Below are 14,010 nucleotides of genomic sequence, written 5' to 3' on the forward strand. Positions count from 1 at the left end.
GGGGGAGTCATACCGCAGGAGGAGCCGCCCTCAGAAGACCACGACAACTTAACTCAGGAACTCCCGCTGACCGCTTAAACTGGAAAATAACTTTGGCGACGGGGGTGGCAAATAACCTTGGCGGTTGACAAATGGGTTTGTCTAGGTCCAACAAAGAAAAGACTCTGTAGGGCAAATGTGGAGTTTGAAGGATGGTCTGTTGTTACGTGGTGCTGTGGATTCGTGCGGGATATAACAGGTGGGAGGTACTTGCTTTATAGGATAATCGGTGAATTGGAGTGTAAGCCTTTAAAGGATGGCAACTTGTTAGAACTACATAACAAATCAGAAAATCCTCTGGGTAATGGTATGGCATACGTACCAACCAGAGTAAACAGTCACAAAGATTACAACTATTACCATTCAGAGATACTACTCAATCTCAAACTTCTTACGCAAATACAGGTAATTACATTCAGAACATCGGCGCGCCGATCTCTTTGGAAGGAATACTACTGGGAGACTTCGGAGATATTTGGTGGGATAATCATACTTCTGCGGTTTGTTCTTCCTCTCTTTTTCTGTTCAATATGTAATCGCTGGCCTTCTGAGCCTGGGCTGCGGCATGGATCAATAGGGTACGGTCACCACGAAGAGCCTTAAGCCAACCACTGATATAGGCAGCACTATTCTCAATGGTCCCATTCTCGATACCGGCGACTCCAGACAGGAAGGCAGCACCCATCTCAGCTACAAGCTCTTCCTTGGAGTAACTGTGGCTTCCAAAGTACGATGGCTCCAGTATCCCTTTCCGCCCCACCCTGCTGGCATGACCGGTACTATGGGACAGCTCATGGAATAAGGTCGAGTAGTATTCTTGAGGGGACACAAAGGCTTCTGGGGCTGGTATCTTGACGTAATCCAGGACAGGGGAGTAAGAGGGCTGATTACCTCCATGGTTGATCCTCGGCTTAAGAGGCATACCGGCTATGATCTGCTCTGCTCGTTCTATGGGAGTGAATGGGTTGGTGATAGCCTCGGTTGTCAGCGGTGAAGGTATCCGTTCTACCTGTTCCCAGTTGAAGACGTTGTAGTATCGCAAGATCGGGACCTTACCCTTGCCATTAGTCTCTTCACTATCAGCAGCATCGGTATCCTTGCGGTCCACCCACTTCCAGAAGATCACCGGCATCGACTTCTCACCCTTGCGGACATGGCCACCTCTTTCCTGCACCTGTTTAAAGCTCAACCAGAACGGTGAGGCATAGGGCATACAGCCAAGCATGAAGACATTGATACCTCTGTACTCTTTGCCACTTACCATGTTCTTCGGGGTGTTGGTCTCCACGTTCCATGTCTTCCTCCATGGGATAGTCCCATTCTCCAGCAGCTCCATGATCCGAGAGTTGACAACATCGTAGACCTTACACATAGTTACTCCTCCTTTTACTGGCTTACCGTAAGGTCCGACTTCTTCGATAGGTCTGACTGGTAGCCTTAAACGCAAAAAGAGCCACATCTGCGATAGACATGGCTCTCTTAATTTGGGGGGTGGGGTGGCGATTACCAACAGTTCGACTTCTACATATTCATTCTATCCTTTGGTCTGAATAAATTAAACTCAATCCTTACAAGGAACATAATGTTAATTATTGCTTGTAACGTTTCTTCAAATTCTTGCAGTAATTGCTTTGTTCTGATGCACCTTCTCCGTTTGGATTATATGTAACTGCTTCTCTGACGCATTTACCGTCTACATACTCGTTATTATTGACCAGAACAACTACATCTGGTTTCTTACCTAATATTTCCTGCAATTCAGCATTTAAAAGCAATACAGATGTATCATGGCTTATTTCTCTTTCGCCCAAATTTAAAATTCCATCTGACCTAAAAGTATATTGCGGATCAGATGTAAGAAAGTCTTTCTTATGCGCTGCATTTAAAATTCCAATTTTAATCTCCTTACATGACCACTTATCTCCCTGCTTGCATGACATATTCATATATGTGTCAGCTAAATCCAAATAATTAGGGTTATGTGTAGACATGTATTTATAAAGGTAACAATAAGATATTATTTTTGTTGAACGTTGGAAGACTATTTCACCTTCCTTGGGATAATCCAGCGCCCACCTTCGCAGTAAATCTAATCCTTTAATAGCATCATCATATTCGCCAACTATAAAATTTTGCCTACCCACCTCAAAACCATCCGCCATTATCGAGATATGCTTCTTATATTCAGGTGACTTGGTATCACTGTTTTTAGCAGGTTTACCACTCCCATCTCTGAGTTGTTTTTTCATTATATCGAAATGCTCAACCTTTTTAGAGTAGTTAAGTTCATCCTTGTATGAACAAGCAGCAGAAGAGCCTCTAGTACACGCAATGCTGACCTCTTTGAGCCCTTTGTTATATACTTTTTTGTTTTTAGCTTTGTTAGACTTACGAATATATAGCTTACCTAAATATTCATGGGCACGCACATTAGCCGAAAGAATCCGTTCGTTGAAGGTATTACCTTCGGTCACCATCATCCTTCCCTTGGAAGAAAAAAACCTGTTAACATCATTTTCAGTTAACTTTATAACTTCCTCAAAATCAGTTATTGCCAAATCGATATAGCCACTCTTTGCATTTTGAACACCACCATCGAACCTATTTCCAATCTCATCAGCTGTGGCACAGGTTATCCCACCAACACATAAGGTAAGAATAGCAAAACAAATAATGACTTTGGATTTCATCAAACTACCTCCAATATATTAAATTCTAGCTATCACCGTAGGAAACAACGGCACAGGCTTCAGGTGGCAATTTAAAATTTCCGAAGCGCCCATGTCCCAAAGAAAAGCAAGCCCATTGCACAGAAATAAGGAACACTCAGGCTAGGGGAAATTAAAAACAGAACAATTCCAACTAAAGTAGCGATGCCACCTAAACAGCCCGAAGGTGTAACATTGCCTTTCCTAGACGTATCATTTAGGTCACATGCCGGACCATCTCCATCAACCATCGATCCATCATCGCAACCCTCTTTTGATACATCTGCCGTCTTTACGTCGAGTGGACACCCACAACCAACGCAAATTGATGCCTTATCGGATATCTCCCTTCCACACTCATGACACTTGATGATCGCCACATCACCCTCCAAGCTCTTCAATTGCAAATGCCGAGGATACTACAACTCTGGTTAGAACTTTTCAAGATATATCTAATCCTCATTGGTAGTCCACCACAACCCTTAGTTGTATTGTCCCCCAAAGGGGAACAGCGGCTATGGCTAACATATTGAGCAGTAAGGAAATAGGCGAGAAGATCAGGTTGTTACGGAAGCATGCAGGTATGAGCCAAGAGCGTTTGGCGGAGATGGTGGAAGTGAGCTACCAACAAATCCAGAAATATGAAGCAGGATCTACAATGTTAAACGTAGACAAGCTTCAACGGGTAGCCAATGCGCTCAAGGTTCCACCGTCTGCCTTCTTTGAGGAAGACACCTATGATAGGCCACCTCTATCTGATCGGGAGAAGAAGCTGATTAAGGCTTTTAGGGGAATTGGGGATGAGGACATACAGGAGGGATTGATAAAGCTGTTGGTAAGGGCAGGAGAGTAGATAAGAACACAAAGAAGGGATTTAAGCCAACCTTACAATAGTACCATTATCATGAGAGATTAAGATCGGATTGTATCATCTCTAGGATTGGTTTTACTGCCTCAGATATATCCGATGGCTTATATCTCATCACACCGGAATGACCACATCGAAGAGTTTCGAGCAATTTAGAGTATGGTTGCTTCTCGTCTATATACTTACTGTAGTCTTCAAAGCTGACATTATTAACGCTTAAACGATCAATACCGTTTGCTAAAAAGTAGGCAGCGTTGGTCTTGGCAATGAAATCGATAAAACCTTCGTTATCTATAAAATTTTGCATCAAGAGGTAAAAATATCTAACGGGGACATCTCCACGATAAAATGGATACAACCCGGACGACAAACAGGAGAGTATAGGGTCCATTGCTTGAGAAAACATGCAAAATAAGGCCAGTACAAACCGGTTATACTCATTCCCTGCTGTCACCTTATCACTTACAGCACGTTGCACCCTTACAAACGCTTCCACCCTTTCCCCAAGGGATATATCAGCATCATCTGAGCTATTAAAATGCAGTACAACACGTGACCAGGGCAATAGCCTTTTTTCTATCAAATCATAGGTTGGATATTTAGCAGGCAATACACTTGAATCATCCTCCTCGAACAAATGCTTTATAAAACCATCGAAGCCAGCATTTATTATCTCCATTTTATCCTCTTCCGAAGGCCAAACTAGTTCCATATTTATAAAGTGAAAATCTGACGGGAATTCCCTTAAAATGCTTAGGGTATCCTGCATTATATACCTAAACTGGGTCTCAACTTCCTCAGTGTTAACAGCTCCATATGGCGCTCTCAACAAGCCTTCCAACCTTAAAAACGGATCATGCAAAACCTGGTAGTCACCTATTGCTCTAAACGCGTAATGGTTATTTTTGTCAATTTTCAAATTTAAGGCTGCCGATAAAATGAAACAATCGTTATCATCAACAACCCTGCTCCAGATGTGCCTTAATATTTCCTTGCGTTCAAGCCAAAAACCACATAACTCATCAACAAACCATAAACACTTCTCGTGAGAAAAGTAATTTAAGTTCAATACCTCAAACCCATGCATTACCAGGTCATGATAACCATACTGGATTTGTGCTAACTCATCAGAAAAAAAGGTTTTATTCATAGTTGTGCTTCTCCCAAAACCACTGGGGAAGGGAATACTGATCAGACAGCACCATAAGCGACCGCTTCATAAGCTTGACCATATCAGGGATAACGTCGGAACAGTTTTGCTTCAACGAAAGATCCGGGACGCTGTGAAACCTATGAGCAGGGTTCTCACATTTTACCATGGCTGCTTCTCTAACGGCCCCCCACAGCCCGTGCGCATAGCTTGAATCATAGTCATACAACAAGTCAAATAACTCCTTTTCGTCTACAAAGATACTTTTCTCTCTTATTCCCATTTGATCGAAATACCTGAGATCAACATCGATAAACTCTTCCCATGTTTCTTCATTCACAAGCACTTCAATTATCCCCGGCACTACATGAGAATCTGGGTCAACTTCAACCTCTCTACTTTTTAGCAATACTAATTTATATTTTCCTATGCCATATTGTTGGTATTCACTCCAGATGTTGGGTTTTTCCTGTGACATTTTTATAAGATACTTTAGCATAATGAAAACTTCAGCAATGATTCTCACTGAGGATCTAGCTGAAATTGATTTACCCATTTTGCTTGTGACCACCTCATGTAAAATTTTGTAACAGTAGGTAGTCAATGACATCATTACGGTAAGCTTTTCATTACTCAATATCTCAACCTTACTCTTGCACCACACATAATCTAGTGCATCGGCAGTATCTTCGAGAAAGGAATCATAATTCATATCAACATCCTCATGCTCTATGAAAAACAGCTTACATTCTGTCCGCGCGCAAACAACCCGCCAAAACCTCTCTAAATATTCTTTATTACTTTCTCCCATTTGCATTTCACTCGCCCGAACCATTGGGCGATAGGAGCGCATTTTTTCGTCTTCATGGCTTGTAATCGGATACTCTGTCAACGCCTCAATTGTCGCCGAGCAGTCGCTGCCGAATTTGATCCTCTTCTGATAGATCATATTCCATACAACTAAAAACCTAACATCCGTGGCTGCATTAGATTGATGGAAATAGTTGTCTTTTAAAATTGATTGTAATTTTGAAAGCTTTTCTTCCAAGGAGTATTTTAAAATATAGAAATATGACCAAAACACTTCGTTCTTTTCCCCATCTATTACGGCTGTCAAGGGGGACAAAACCTCCTTACTTATATTTCTCAAAATCGATTTATATATTTTTTCTTGCTCTTTAACAGGCAGCGATAGTATCTTCGACAATCTTGGTGTGTCCAATGATTCTTCATAAGTTGAAATATCATGTAGAATCGCAGCAGTTAATTCCAATCCGCGCTCTCTTCCGTAATAGTCCAAAATTAGGGCAAGCCAAAGGTATTCAGGAAGCCTATTTAAGGCCCAAGAAGAGAGCTTCATCGTTTTGCCCAGGTTAAAGTTCCAAGGTGAAATCACCCTGCCACTTCTTACTTTGTGATCTTTTATCCGACTTACAGTCATCGTTAAACAATCTCTCCTTGGTGGTCACCTAGCCATCTGATCAGTCGGACATGACTTTAAACACAACACTGGGCATTTGTTCTTAAACACCTATCAGACAAAGCACTTAGCCAATTTGTAAATGGCACACAACGCAACGAAAAAGACCAACACTGCTGCGATCACTATCAGGTGATTAAATGGTTTAAGCGGAATCCTTGCTAGGTTTAACTTGATGTCATACTTACTTAATTTAACTAATATATAGTATCTATCCTCTGGAAAAATTACGTGACGGATATATCCATTTTCGAGCAATGAACCGTTTTGAATGATTGGAGGCAATATTGTGTTATTGTATAAAACAACTTTCATCTTCGGATAGACTTTAATATCCAGGCGCCGATGAGTTTGGTATTTGTAGTAATTACTTGACTGTAAAACCAAAAGATAGATGTAAGCCTTATCTATATAAAATGTTGCCAATTTAAAAAAGGGTTCAGACCATGCCTTTAACTTGGGCCAAAAGGTTTTCATATCTAGTGGTATCCTTAAAGTTTTTTACAATACCTGCAATCCCAATCATTTTCCCTCTTAATTTTTCAGGGAACCGCGCAGGCAAAGCGAACATCACCCGTTCATTGGGGGATATTCTCCTAATTTCATCATTATGCCTGGTTAGAATATGCCTTATAAATACCAGCGATGCTAAGATGCAATTTTCGGGATAGTATTCCCACATTCGAGGAACATTGCTATGGATATCAATATAATTTTTACCGCCTTTATCTGAGAACCTAGTATTCATGGGCGTGTCCAGCGCCAAATTATACATAATATTAAGGTCGTTAAAAATATATTTTATAGTGAATTGAGCTTTTTCGGTGGCTACATAATAGAGATCATTAGAATCCTGAACAAACACACAGTCAATCAAGCCAAAGTTCATCAGATTAAACAATATTTCTTCTATCAGATTCTTATCGTACATAAAATGCTTAGAGAGATACTCCGTAACCTCTTTAACAGTTCGTTTGGTTTTTACGAACTGAAGGATTCGCAGTCCGCACAGCCCGTGCCATGCGTCAACATCTCTATTCTCATCAAAGTAGAAAATATTAGGTATACACTTACCGAAGACCGACATGTTGTTTAGTGAATCCAGATACAACATGCCATTGAGGAATTGGCCTTCAATAATGACATATCCTCTTTCGCTTGAAATTTTAGGTTTATTGTCCTTAAAAAACATTTTATACAGTAATATGTTAACAAAATTATTCAAAAACAATCTCAAGTTATTGTTGTACACCTTTCGAAGGAGGGTTATTTCGTTTATGTTATTTTCTTTGTCATCAATACTTGAATTTATTGCATTTTTTATATTCGTAATAAATCTGTCAGCCTCCTCTATAAATTCAGCAAAGTACTGAGACATTAATTCATCTGTGTTATTTTGCGGTTCATAACCCGGTATTATTTTTTTACGTTCTTGTTGCACCACATCTAGGTAAAGGCGAATTTTTTCCTTTGTATCATTTCTTTTTGAACTAAAATGTTTATTAGCAGCATCAGAAATAGCACTCGCTTTCTTCTGTAATACCTTTAATAGGTTGTGCTCCTTAATTCTATACTCAACCGGTGCATAGTTATTAAAATGCTCCTTTGCCTTATACCTAAGATGGGCGTAGGTTTCATCTCTCATCGAGAGCAACAAATTATATTCATTATTTACAAACTTGTCATCCCTGAAAGCATACAACGAAATTTCGTCTATCATTCGTTCATATACTACTCTGTCCTTATGGTACTTAATATTATCTAAACTATCTACTATAATCAATGTCCTAAACCCACTCGACTCTAAATACTCTATAATTGCCTCAGCCAACAGTCTACAGGTCAAAAATAAATTGTTTGATTCAGCAAATTCATAAATCTTACCTTTCGACAGTTTACGCCTAGATTCTGTTTTCAGAGCATTTGCCACAAAAGCTTTGAACTCATGAAGCAGATCGTCGGGAGCCTTAAACTTCTCCCTGTACTCTTTGTTTTGGTTCCATTTTTCGAATAATAGTTTTATTATTTTTTTGTTCTTCTGGCTCCATATTTCTTTAAAAACAGAATGAGAATTCCGATATTTAAACGTTACATATACAATTTGAACATATATATAATCCTTCACTGTATAAGTCTGCTTTATTTTTATCTTATGTTCATAGACCTTCGCCAAATCCGCTCGATACCAAATAATTCCTTTATCATAGAGGTCAGAAGTGTAGTTATTCAGAATGTAATTTAGATAAAATGTTTTTCCCGACCCCTTCGGAGCCACAAGAAAAATCGGCAATAGGTTTTTCTTTGATATCTCCATTAAAAAACTGGAATGACCTTCTATTGTATTGACAAGATTATAACTGTCTGGCTCTTCTCTTTCACTCCATTCATATACTGATTTAATAGCTTCCCCGAGATTTTTTTTGGTCGGATTAGCCTCTATCCAGCCTATAATGGCTCGAAAAAACTCAAAAATATACTGTATTTCATGTTTACACTTTTTCTCTATAAAACGCTCAACGCCGAGGTGTTCCTGCCCTATAACTGTTCTAGAAGGGGCTTCAAAAGGAGGATTCAGATAAATATCTTTAGAAAACAACTCTGTCAACCGCTCCTCAAACTCTAAATCTGGCTGATTTAAAAGACCATCATCATTCGATAGATTCACCGTAACCACCTCATAACTAGATCTGATCTTTTCCAAACGCAACACCTGCGATCTTATACCACAACAATTCGCTACAATGAAAGCACATTCACACAGCCATGCCTCCATATTTGCCACACAAGCCGACTTTCCTTGCAGACCCAGCCTTACCCATCTAATACTTGCGAATATATAATAAACCGAGTATATTCCTGCAACATTTTTACATCTCAGTTTGGAGGGTGCTCGATGACTGCCGAGAACAAAGAACCCATCTACAAGAAAGGTAAGCTCTACTCTGTCCCTATCAGCGACCTCCACCGAGATCCAGACCAGCCACGCAAAAACATAGAGGTATCGGACATTGATGAATTTAAAACTTCAATTGAGGCACATGGCCAGCTAACCCCTATCCTCTTCAGGAAGGACCAGGACGGACAACTCATTCTTGTTGCTGGCGAAAGGAGATACAGGGCATGTTGCGCTTTAGGCCATACCCACATTAACGGTATTTTCATTGAGAGTGCCAAGTACGATGAAATTGCCTTGGTGGACAACATACAGAGGGTAGATCTTCATCCGATAGATGAAGCGGAGGCCATCTTCAACCTCAAGGAGAAACACGGATATACCCAAGAGCAATTAGGCGACATCATTGGCAAGGCACAAAACACTATCTCGATCATCCTTGATTTGATGAAGATCAAAGAAGAGGTAAGGAATCAAGCTCGGCACAACAAGGATCTGAGTCGGAATGCTTTGCTTGAGATTGCAAAGATAAAGAGCATTAAGGCTCAACAGAAAGCCTACGATGCTTTGATTGCCAAATTGTCTGCACCTAAGAAATCCATCAAGAGGCCCCGCCTTAAGGACACTGAGAAGACTATAAAGGTGGCTGACAGCACAATGGAGCATATCAAGGGGATTAAGGTTGAAGCCCTTGGTGAGGATAGGGAGGCAGTGGTGTCGAAGTTACAGCAACTTTTGCAAGAGATTCAAGATAAGCTTGCAAGTATAGGTAGTTAGCCATATCAGTGCATTGATAGTCGTGGATGTTGATGCAAGAGAAGCCCTATCCTTTGTTTGGGTGATAGGGCTTTCCTTTAAATCATATGCCAATATGGGCCTTTAGGTACTCTTCTATTTGCATCAATCTCAATACAGGGGACCTTAACTCTTCTGTTTTTTGTTTAGCATAAGCCCTTAACTCGCCCATACATTCATAGAATTTCTCATTTACAATACATTCAAGTTCTACCTCATGTTCTTTAAAGATCATACTCTGTAACTCTTCTAAATCTCTACTTTGATTATGCTTGGAGCCTTCCTTGGAACTCTTTACAATTGGTGACCACAACATAAAATGCATATCATAGCCGGGAAAAAATTTCTTAGTATACTTTATGTCTTTCGAGAATTTTTCAAACAGCTTGTTCACATTATTAGGTTGTTTTTCCTTTACGTATCTGAGTCCAGTTGTTAAATGAACGGCAACCTCGCAAACATAAATAGACTTAGGATTGTCAAGCTTAATCCCAATGACGTCTATTTCTCCTTGCACATCTGGAGTATAAACATTTTGTTGGATAAAGTTACACCCCTCAATATGCTCCAAGTATGTAGCGACTAATTCCTCACCTAAATTCATAATTTATATTCCTCTATATTTGGTGCACTTTTCATATGTTTCTACCACTATGAAAGTTCAAGCTTCTGTTTACTAGTCCGAATTAGGGGAATAAAAGATTGGCCATTCACAGACAGTTCCAGGCCCCATATTTGCTGCGGAAACAACGGCTTGCTGTGGTTAAAAACTTCTTCTGACCACGATCTTTCCTCGTTGAATGGGATCTTCATCTCATTCGCTTGAAGAAAACCCAGGTACACTAGTATAACTGGGTAACCTAACTGTGTCAGTTTCCAGGCCCATGCAAATCTATTTGCCATCTGATAATGCGAATCACGAGAAAGATTCCAACATTGTTTAGTTGCGTAGGATAACTCTTTTGATGCTACATCAATACAGATCCCAATATTTTTATGATTTAGCTTACTATTCGGTGAAGCATTAGATTCTAGTTGTTTACCTTTCACTTCATTTTTCAGCTCATTAACATGAGCCTTAGCCTCAATGAGCAAAAAACCTTTTTTACCATTGACGGTGCATGTACTGACAATATCCCAGTTAGGAGTCCTCGTTTTTGGACCACCGGCCTTCAGCCACCAGTTTCGCAGTTCATCTCGGTGTTCTTTACCAAGAAGGTTTTCAGCCTTATCTAACTCAGCCTCAGTTATTTCATCGAAACCTACTGGCATCCATCTGTCTGTGCAGTTGACTGTACCAACGCCTGTGATTAACTGAGCTAACCGCTGTGCAACCTCCCTTTTGCCCCCATGCGTTAAAAGGTGACAACGAGGTTTACTCCCTTCCTGAGCTTTGGCACCTAACTTAAGAAAGTGATCAGAAATCGACATGAAACCATCTCCCTTTATCCGAGGGTTGTTAGGTGGATGCAAACCTTTAAGGTAGGCTTCGTAATCAACTCCTGCCTCAGACAAAAGGTTGTAAAATGCCATGAGTGCACCGCTCTTACTGCCATTTGCTTCTCTGAGCGCCGCTTCCCATATTTGCTTCCCATTGGGAATTTGTTCAGCAATGCGTTTAGCTCGCATTATTTGTAGCCAATCAGCGTTATCCGGGTTCGAATCAATGTTCATAACTCCTCCTCCCGTTTAGGGCGCGGACATTCAAACACTTTACCAATTGTCAAACAAGGAGACGGATTCCTGTTATTTTTTTCTGGTAGAGTATCATGGTGATGCTCCTGGTCTGGCATGGATAGGGTCTTATTGCACAAAGGGATACCTCAAGGGCTGGGCCTAGCAATACAAATATTACTACAAGCCTTATTTTGCATCACCAGACTTGAAACCTTCCACGACCCACGCTATACCCCTTACCAGAAAGTAGGGACCGAAGAAAGTGATGCCTAATCCAAACACCGCGACAAACAAATCGTCATATCCAATGGGCGTCCTGCGCAGAGCGTCCGTCACGAGAACTATGGCAAAAATAGCCCACAGGACACAGCAAATAGTTCCAATAAGCAGTGACAGCCTTCGAACGCCCTCTGATTTCATAGTTTTCTCCGGTATCGGGTGATTATCCCTTCACTGAAGTGGGATCACCAAATTTTACCTATATTTCGAGTGGTGATAGTCAATTAAAGGTTATGACAACCTTGCCTTGGTGAGGTCCATGCAACGGTCATCTACTTTTGAACCGGCAATCCCTTTTCCTGACATATATCTTTTTTGTCTATCTTCACTTATCATTCTTAATTCAACTTGGCCCATGAAATCAGCAAGCATATTACGAATTCGAACAAGGAGAAATTCAGGCTCATCTTGGGCCTTTAAAGCCGCAATTTTGGCGTTAATTCTTTCTAGGTCTTCGAAGTACAATTCTTCTAACTCAATTGAATATTGGCACTGCGTATCCATGTATTTTGTGTTATTTTTTACCGCAACAATATGAGCATATTCCATATCCTCCAAAGCAACTCGTTCACGGTGCAACTGATCTAGAAGGTTAGCGCGCTTCCCCTCTCTACATTCGCCCATCCTTCTTATTTCCAAGGATAATCTCACTAATCTTTTCCGTTGCGATGCTATAAGCAACCTTAGGTCTAGAATATCTTGATCTGACAGTTGGATGTCTGCTGTGAAATCATTTGGCTCTCGTCCATACATTGAACACCTCCTTAGCCTCAACCTATCTTAGCGAATTAAATAAGACCCTCTCATCTTCATTGTGGCCTCTTATATCACAAAGAGATTGCTCTTGGAAGAGGAATGGTCTTAGGTTTATGCTGGAGTCTTTCGTTGATTATAATGGTTCTGCCCTATTCCAAGAGTGAGGCACCATCAAGCTTCCATATTTGACTTCTAGCAGATCTTTACCTGCCCAGCCACACCAAGGCTGGGGTTCGGTTTGGCAACTAGTGGAGCCAACATATGGAATCTGGCTATTGGTCTGACTTGATGGGTTCTTATCGCTATTAGGAACATTATGTTAAACGAAAAGAGGTGGGGATTTTGCTCCACACCTCCTCACGATCTGGCTATGCTGCCAGCCTTAACTGCGCCACTCTAAAGCGGCTAACTAGCGTATAAACACTATTAGGTTTAAGCCCATATATCTCTGCTACCTTTTTTACTGGAACACCTTTAACCACCATATCATAAACATCTTTCTTCTGAGACGGGTGAATCTTCTGCATTGGATATAACCCCAACTCAAACGCATGAAGCCTATTCTCCTCACCAGTTACCCATTCAAGATTTTCCACCCTATTGTCCGTCTTGACCCCATTTTTATGATTTACCATGGGTTTATTTAGTGGATTGGGAATATAAGCTTCGGCTACCAGCCTGTGTACGTAGACCAATTCGTTTTTGCCATTTTTGCTAAGGGCAACCCTGAGGTAATCAGCCTTCATATTCGCGATTGGCTTCATCAGGCGAGGTTTCTTTACCCCTTTTCTTGGTAGGCTATACACCACTCCGTTTTTGGTTATTGCGTACCCTTCATAATCTTTGACTTTCTTCGCTGCATCTGTGATTTGTACTACTTCGTTCATTTTTGTTACCAACCTTATTTATGGATTTCTGATCATTGACCAGTTACCTGTTAATAAGGGGCAATACTGCTCTAGATGAAAAACTGCTCTGGTTGGACACTTGGTCGGGTCTTTCTTCTACATTTACTCAAAGATCCGTGAAATCAATCATCATTTATTGATTCATTTCCCAGCAGCCCAAATTGTTTTCTGGGCCTTAAAACGTAAGACGATTTACAATTTTCACTTCTTTTTTTGCAGGTAGTTATTAACATAACAAGAGAGCGAGCATGGGCAAGGGAACGCGTAGTATGGATATAGGGCATCAGCCTTGAGGAGAAGCACCACCATAGAGGTCAGCGTCGGAGCTGACGTTCCATATCGGGAATAACGACGAAAGGCTATTAGCTCTGACCCGTATAGAGGGCAGCCTCAACGCTGCCAAATCTCCTAGGGATCAGGACAGAGGGAGGATCAAAGTCAGTCCTATCGGTTGCAC

The 14,010-nt window shown here is 40.8% G+C and carries 12 protein-coding genes; 2 read left to right on the plus strand and 10 right to left on the minus strand.

Translation table 11 applies throughout. The features are described from left to right. Positions 1-526 precede the first annotated feature (526 nt). From ACYVL5_RS14850 to ACYVL5_RS14860, 3 genes are all read right to left on the minus strand, one after another. Positions 527-1,411 (minus strand): ArdC family protein, encoded by an 885-nt coding sequence (locus ACYVL5_RS14850; protein ID WP_460596359.1) that lies wholly within the window; start codon positions 1,409-1,411, stop codon positions 527-529. A gap of 217 nt (positions 1,412-1,628) precedes the next feature. Then, the gene (locus ACYVL5_RS14855) at positions 1,629-2,729 is read right to left on the minus strand and encodes a hypothetical protein (protein ID WP_460596360.1); all 1,101 of its coding nucleotides are present in this window, start codon (positions 2,727-2,729) and stop codon (positions 1,629-1,631) included. A gap of 71 nt (positions 2,730-2,800) precedes the next feature. Next, the gene (locus ACYVL5_RS14860; protein WP_460596361.1) at positions 2,801-3,127 is read right to left on the minus strand and encodes a hypothetical protein; all 327 of its coding nucleotides are present in this window, start codon (positions 3,125-3,127) and stop codon (positions 2,801-2,803) included. 137 nt (positions 3,128-3,264) lie between these two features. Here ACYVL5_RS14860 and ACYVL5_RS14865 point away from each other — a divergent pair, with 137 nt between their 5' ends. After that, the gene (locus ACYVL5_RS14865) at positions 3,265-3,600 is read left to right on the plus strand and encodes a helix-turn-helix domain-containing protein (RefSeq protein ID WP_460596362.1); all 336 of its coding nucleotides are present in this window, start codon (positions 3,265-3,267) and stop codon (positions 3,598-3,600) included. 49 nt (positions 3,601-3,649) lie between these two features. Here the strand turns inward: ACYVL5_RS14865 and ACYVL5_RS14870 are convergent, their stop codons facing one another. The 3 genes from ACYVL5_RS14870 to ACYVL5_RS14880 all read right to left on the minus strand — a co-directional run bounded on the left by ACYVL5_RS14870 (position 3,650) and on the right by ACYVL5_RS14880 (position 8,946). Beyond that, positions 3,650-4,765, minus strand: a complete 1,116-nt coding sequence (locus ACYVL5_RS14870; protein WP_460596363.1) for a hypothetical protein — start codon at positions 4,763-4,765, stop codon at positions 3,650-3,652. Further along, positions 4,758-6,206, minus strand: a complete 1,449-nt coding sequence (locus ACYVL5_RS14875; RefSeq protein WP_460596364.1) for a DUF5677 domain-containing protein — start codon at positions 6,204-6,206, stop codon at positions 4,758-4,760. Before ACYVL5_RS14875 ends, ACYVL5_RS14870 begins: the two co-directional genes overlap by 8 nt. Positions 6,207-6,684: 478 nt before the next feature. Beyond that, positions 6,685-8,946, minus strand: a complete 2,262-nt coding sequence (locus tag ACYVL5_RS14880; protein WP_460596365.1) for a hypothetical protein — start codon at positions 8,944-8,946, stop codon at positions 6,685-6,687. Between the two features lie 192 nt (positions 8,947-9,138). On the opposite strand from ACYVL5_RS14880, the gene ACYVL5_RS14885 reads away from it, so the two are divergent. Continuing rightward, entirely contained in the window at positions 9,139-9,915 is a 777-nt protein-coding gene (locus ACYVL5_RS14885) for a ParB/RepB/Spo0J family partition protein (protein WP_460596366.1), read from the plus strand. Positions 9,916-9,997: 82 nt separating this feature from the next. On the opposite strand, the gene ACYVL5_RS14890 is transcribed toward ACYVL5_RS14885, so the two are convergent. The 4 genes from ACYVL5_RS14890 to ACYVL5_RS14905 all read right to left on the minus strand — a co-directional run bounded on the left by ACYVL5_RS14890 (position 9,998) and on the right by ACYVL5_RS14905 (position 13,532). Then, complete coding sequence (locus ACYVL5_RS14890; protein WP_460596367.1) at positions 9,998-10,537, minus strand: hypothetical protein; 540 nt, start codon at positions 10,535-10,537, stop codon at positions 9,998-10,000. Between the two features lie 47 nt (positions 10,538-10,584). After that, positions 10,585-11,607 carry a hypothetical protein gene (locus ACYVL5_RS14895; RefSeq protein ID WP_460596368.1) on the minus strand — a complete coding sequence of 341 codons (1,023 nt, stop codon included), beginning with the start codon at positions 11,605-11,607 and terminating at the stop codon, positions 10,585-10,587. A 513-nt stretch (positions 11,608-12,120) separates the two neighbouring features. Beyond that, entirely contained in the window at positions 12,121-12,642 is a 522-nt protein-coding gene (locus ACYVL5_RS14900) for a hypothetical protein (protein WP_460596369.1), read from the minus strand. A 371-nt stretch (positions 12,643-13,013) separates the two neighbouring features. Beyond that, on the minus strand, positions 13,014-13,532 hold the full coding sequence (locus ACYVL5_RS14905) for an HNH endonuclease signature motif containing protein (RefSeq protein ID WP_460596370.1): 519 nt from the start codon (positions 13,530-13,532) through the stop codon (positions 13,014-13,016). Positions 13,533-14,010: the final 478 nt, after the last annotated feature.

It is taken from the genome of Geomonas sp. Red276 (genome assembly GCF_054784495.1).

Bases quoted from the DNA above. Each gene is read 5' to 3' on its own strand.
- ACYVL5_RS14850 (WP_460596359.1), bottom strand. From the start codon at position 1,411: ATGTGTAAGGTCTACGATGTTGTCAACTCTCGGATCATGGAGCTGCTG.
- ACYVL5_RS14855 (WP_460596360.1), bottom strand. From the start codon at position 2,729: ATGAAATCCAAAGTCATTATTTGTTTTGCTATTCTTACCTTATGTGTT.
- ACYVL5_RS14865 (WP_460596362.1), top strand. From the start codon at position 3,265: ATGGCTAACATATTGAGCAGTAAGGAAATAGGCGAGAAGATCAGGTTG.
- ACYVL5_RS14870 (WP_460596363.1), bottom strand. From the start codon at position 4,765: ATGAATAAAACCTTTTTTTCTGATGAGTTAGCACAAATCCAGTATGGT.
- ACYVL5_RS14875 (WP_460596364.1), bottom strand. From the start codon at position 6,206: ATGACTGTAAGTCGGATAAAAGATCACAAAGTAAGAAGTGGCAGGGTG.
- ACYVL5_RS14885 (WP_460596366.1), top strand. From the start codon at position 9,139: ATGACTGCCGAGAACAAAGAACCCATCTACAAGAAAGGTAAGCTCTAC.
- ACYVL5_RS14890 (WP_460596367.1), bottom strand. From the start codon at position 10,537: ATGAATTTAGGTGAGGAATTAGTCGCTACATACTTGGAGCATATTGAG.
- ACYVL5_RS14895 (WP_460596368.1), bottom strand. From the start codon at position 11,607: ATGAACATTGATTCGAACCCGGATAACGCTGATTGGCTACAAATAATG.
- ACYVL5_RS14900 (WP_460596369.1), bottom strand. From the start codon at position 12,642: ATGTATGGACGAGAGCCAAATGATTTCACAGCAGACATCCAACTGTCA.
- ACYVL5_RS14905 (WP_460596370.1), bottom strand. From the start codon at position 13,532: ATGAACGAAGTAGTACAAATCACAGATGCAGCGAAGAAAGTCAAAGAT.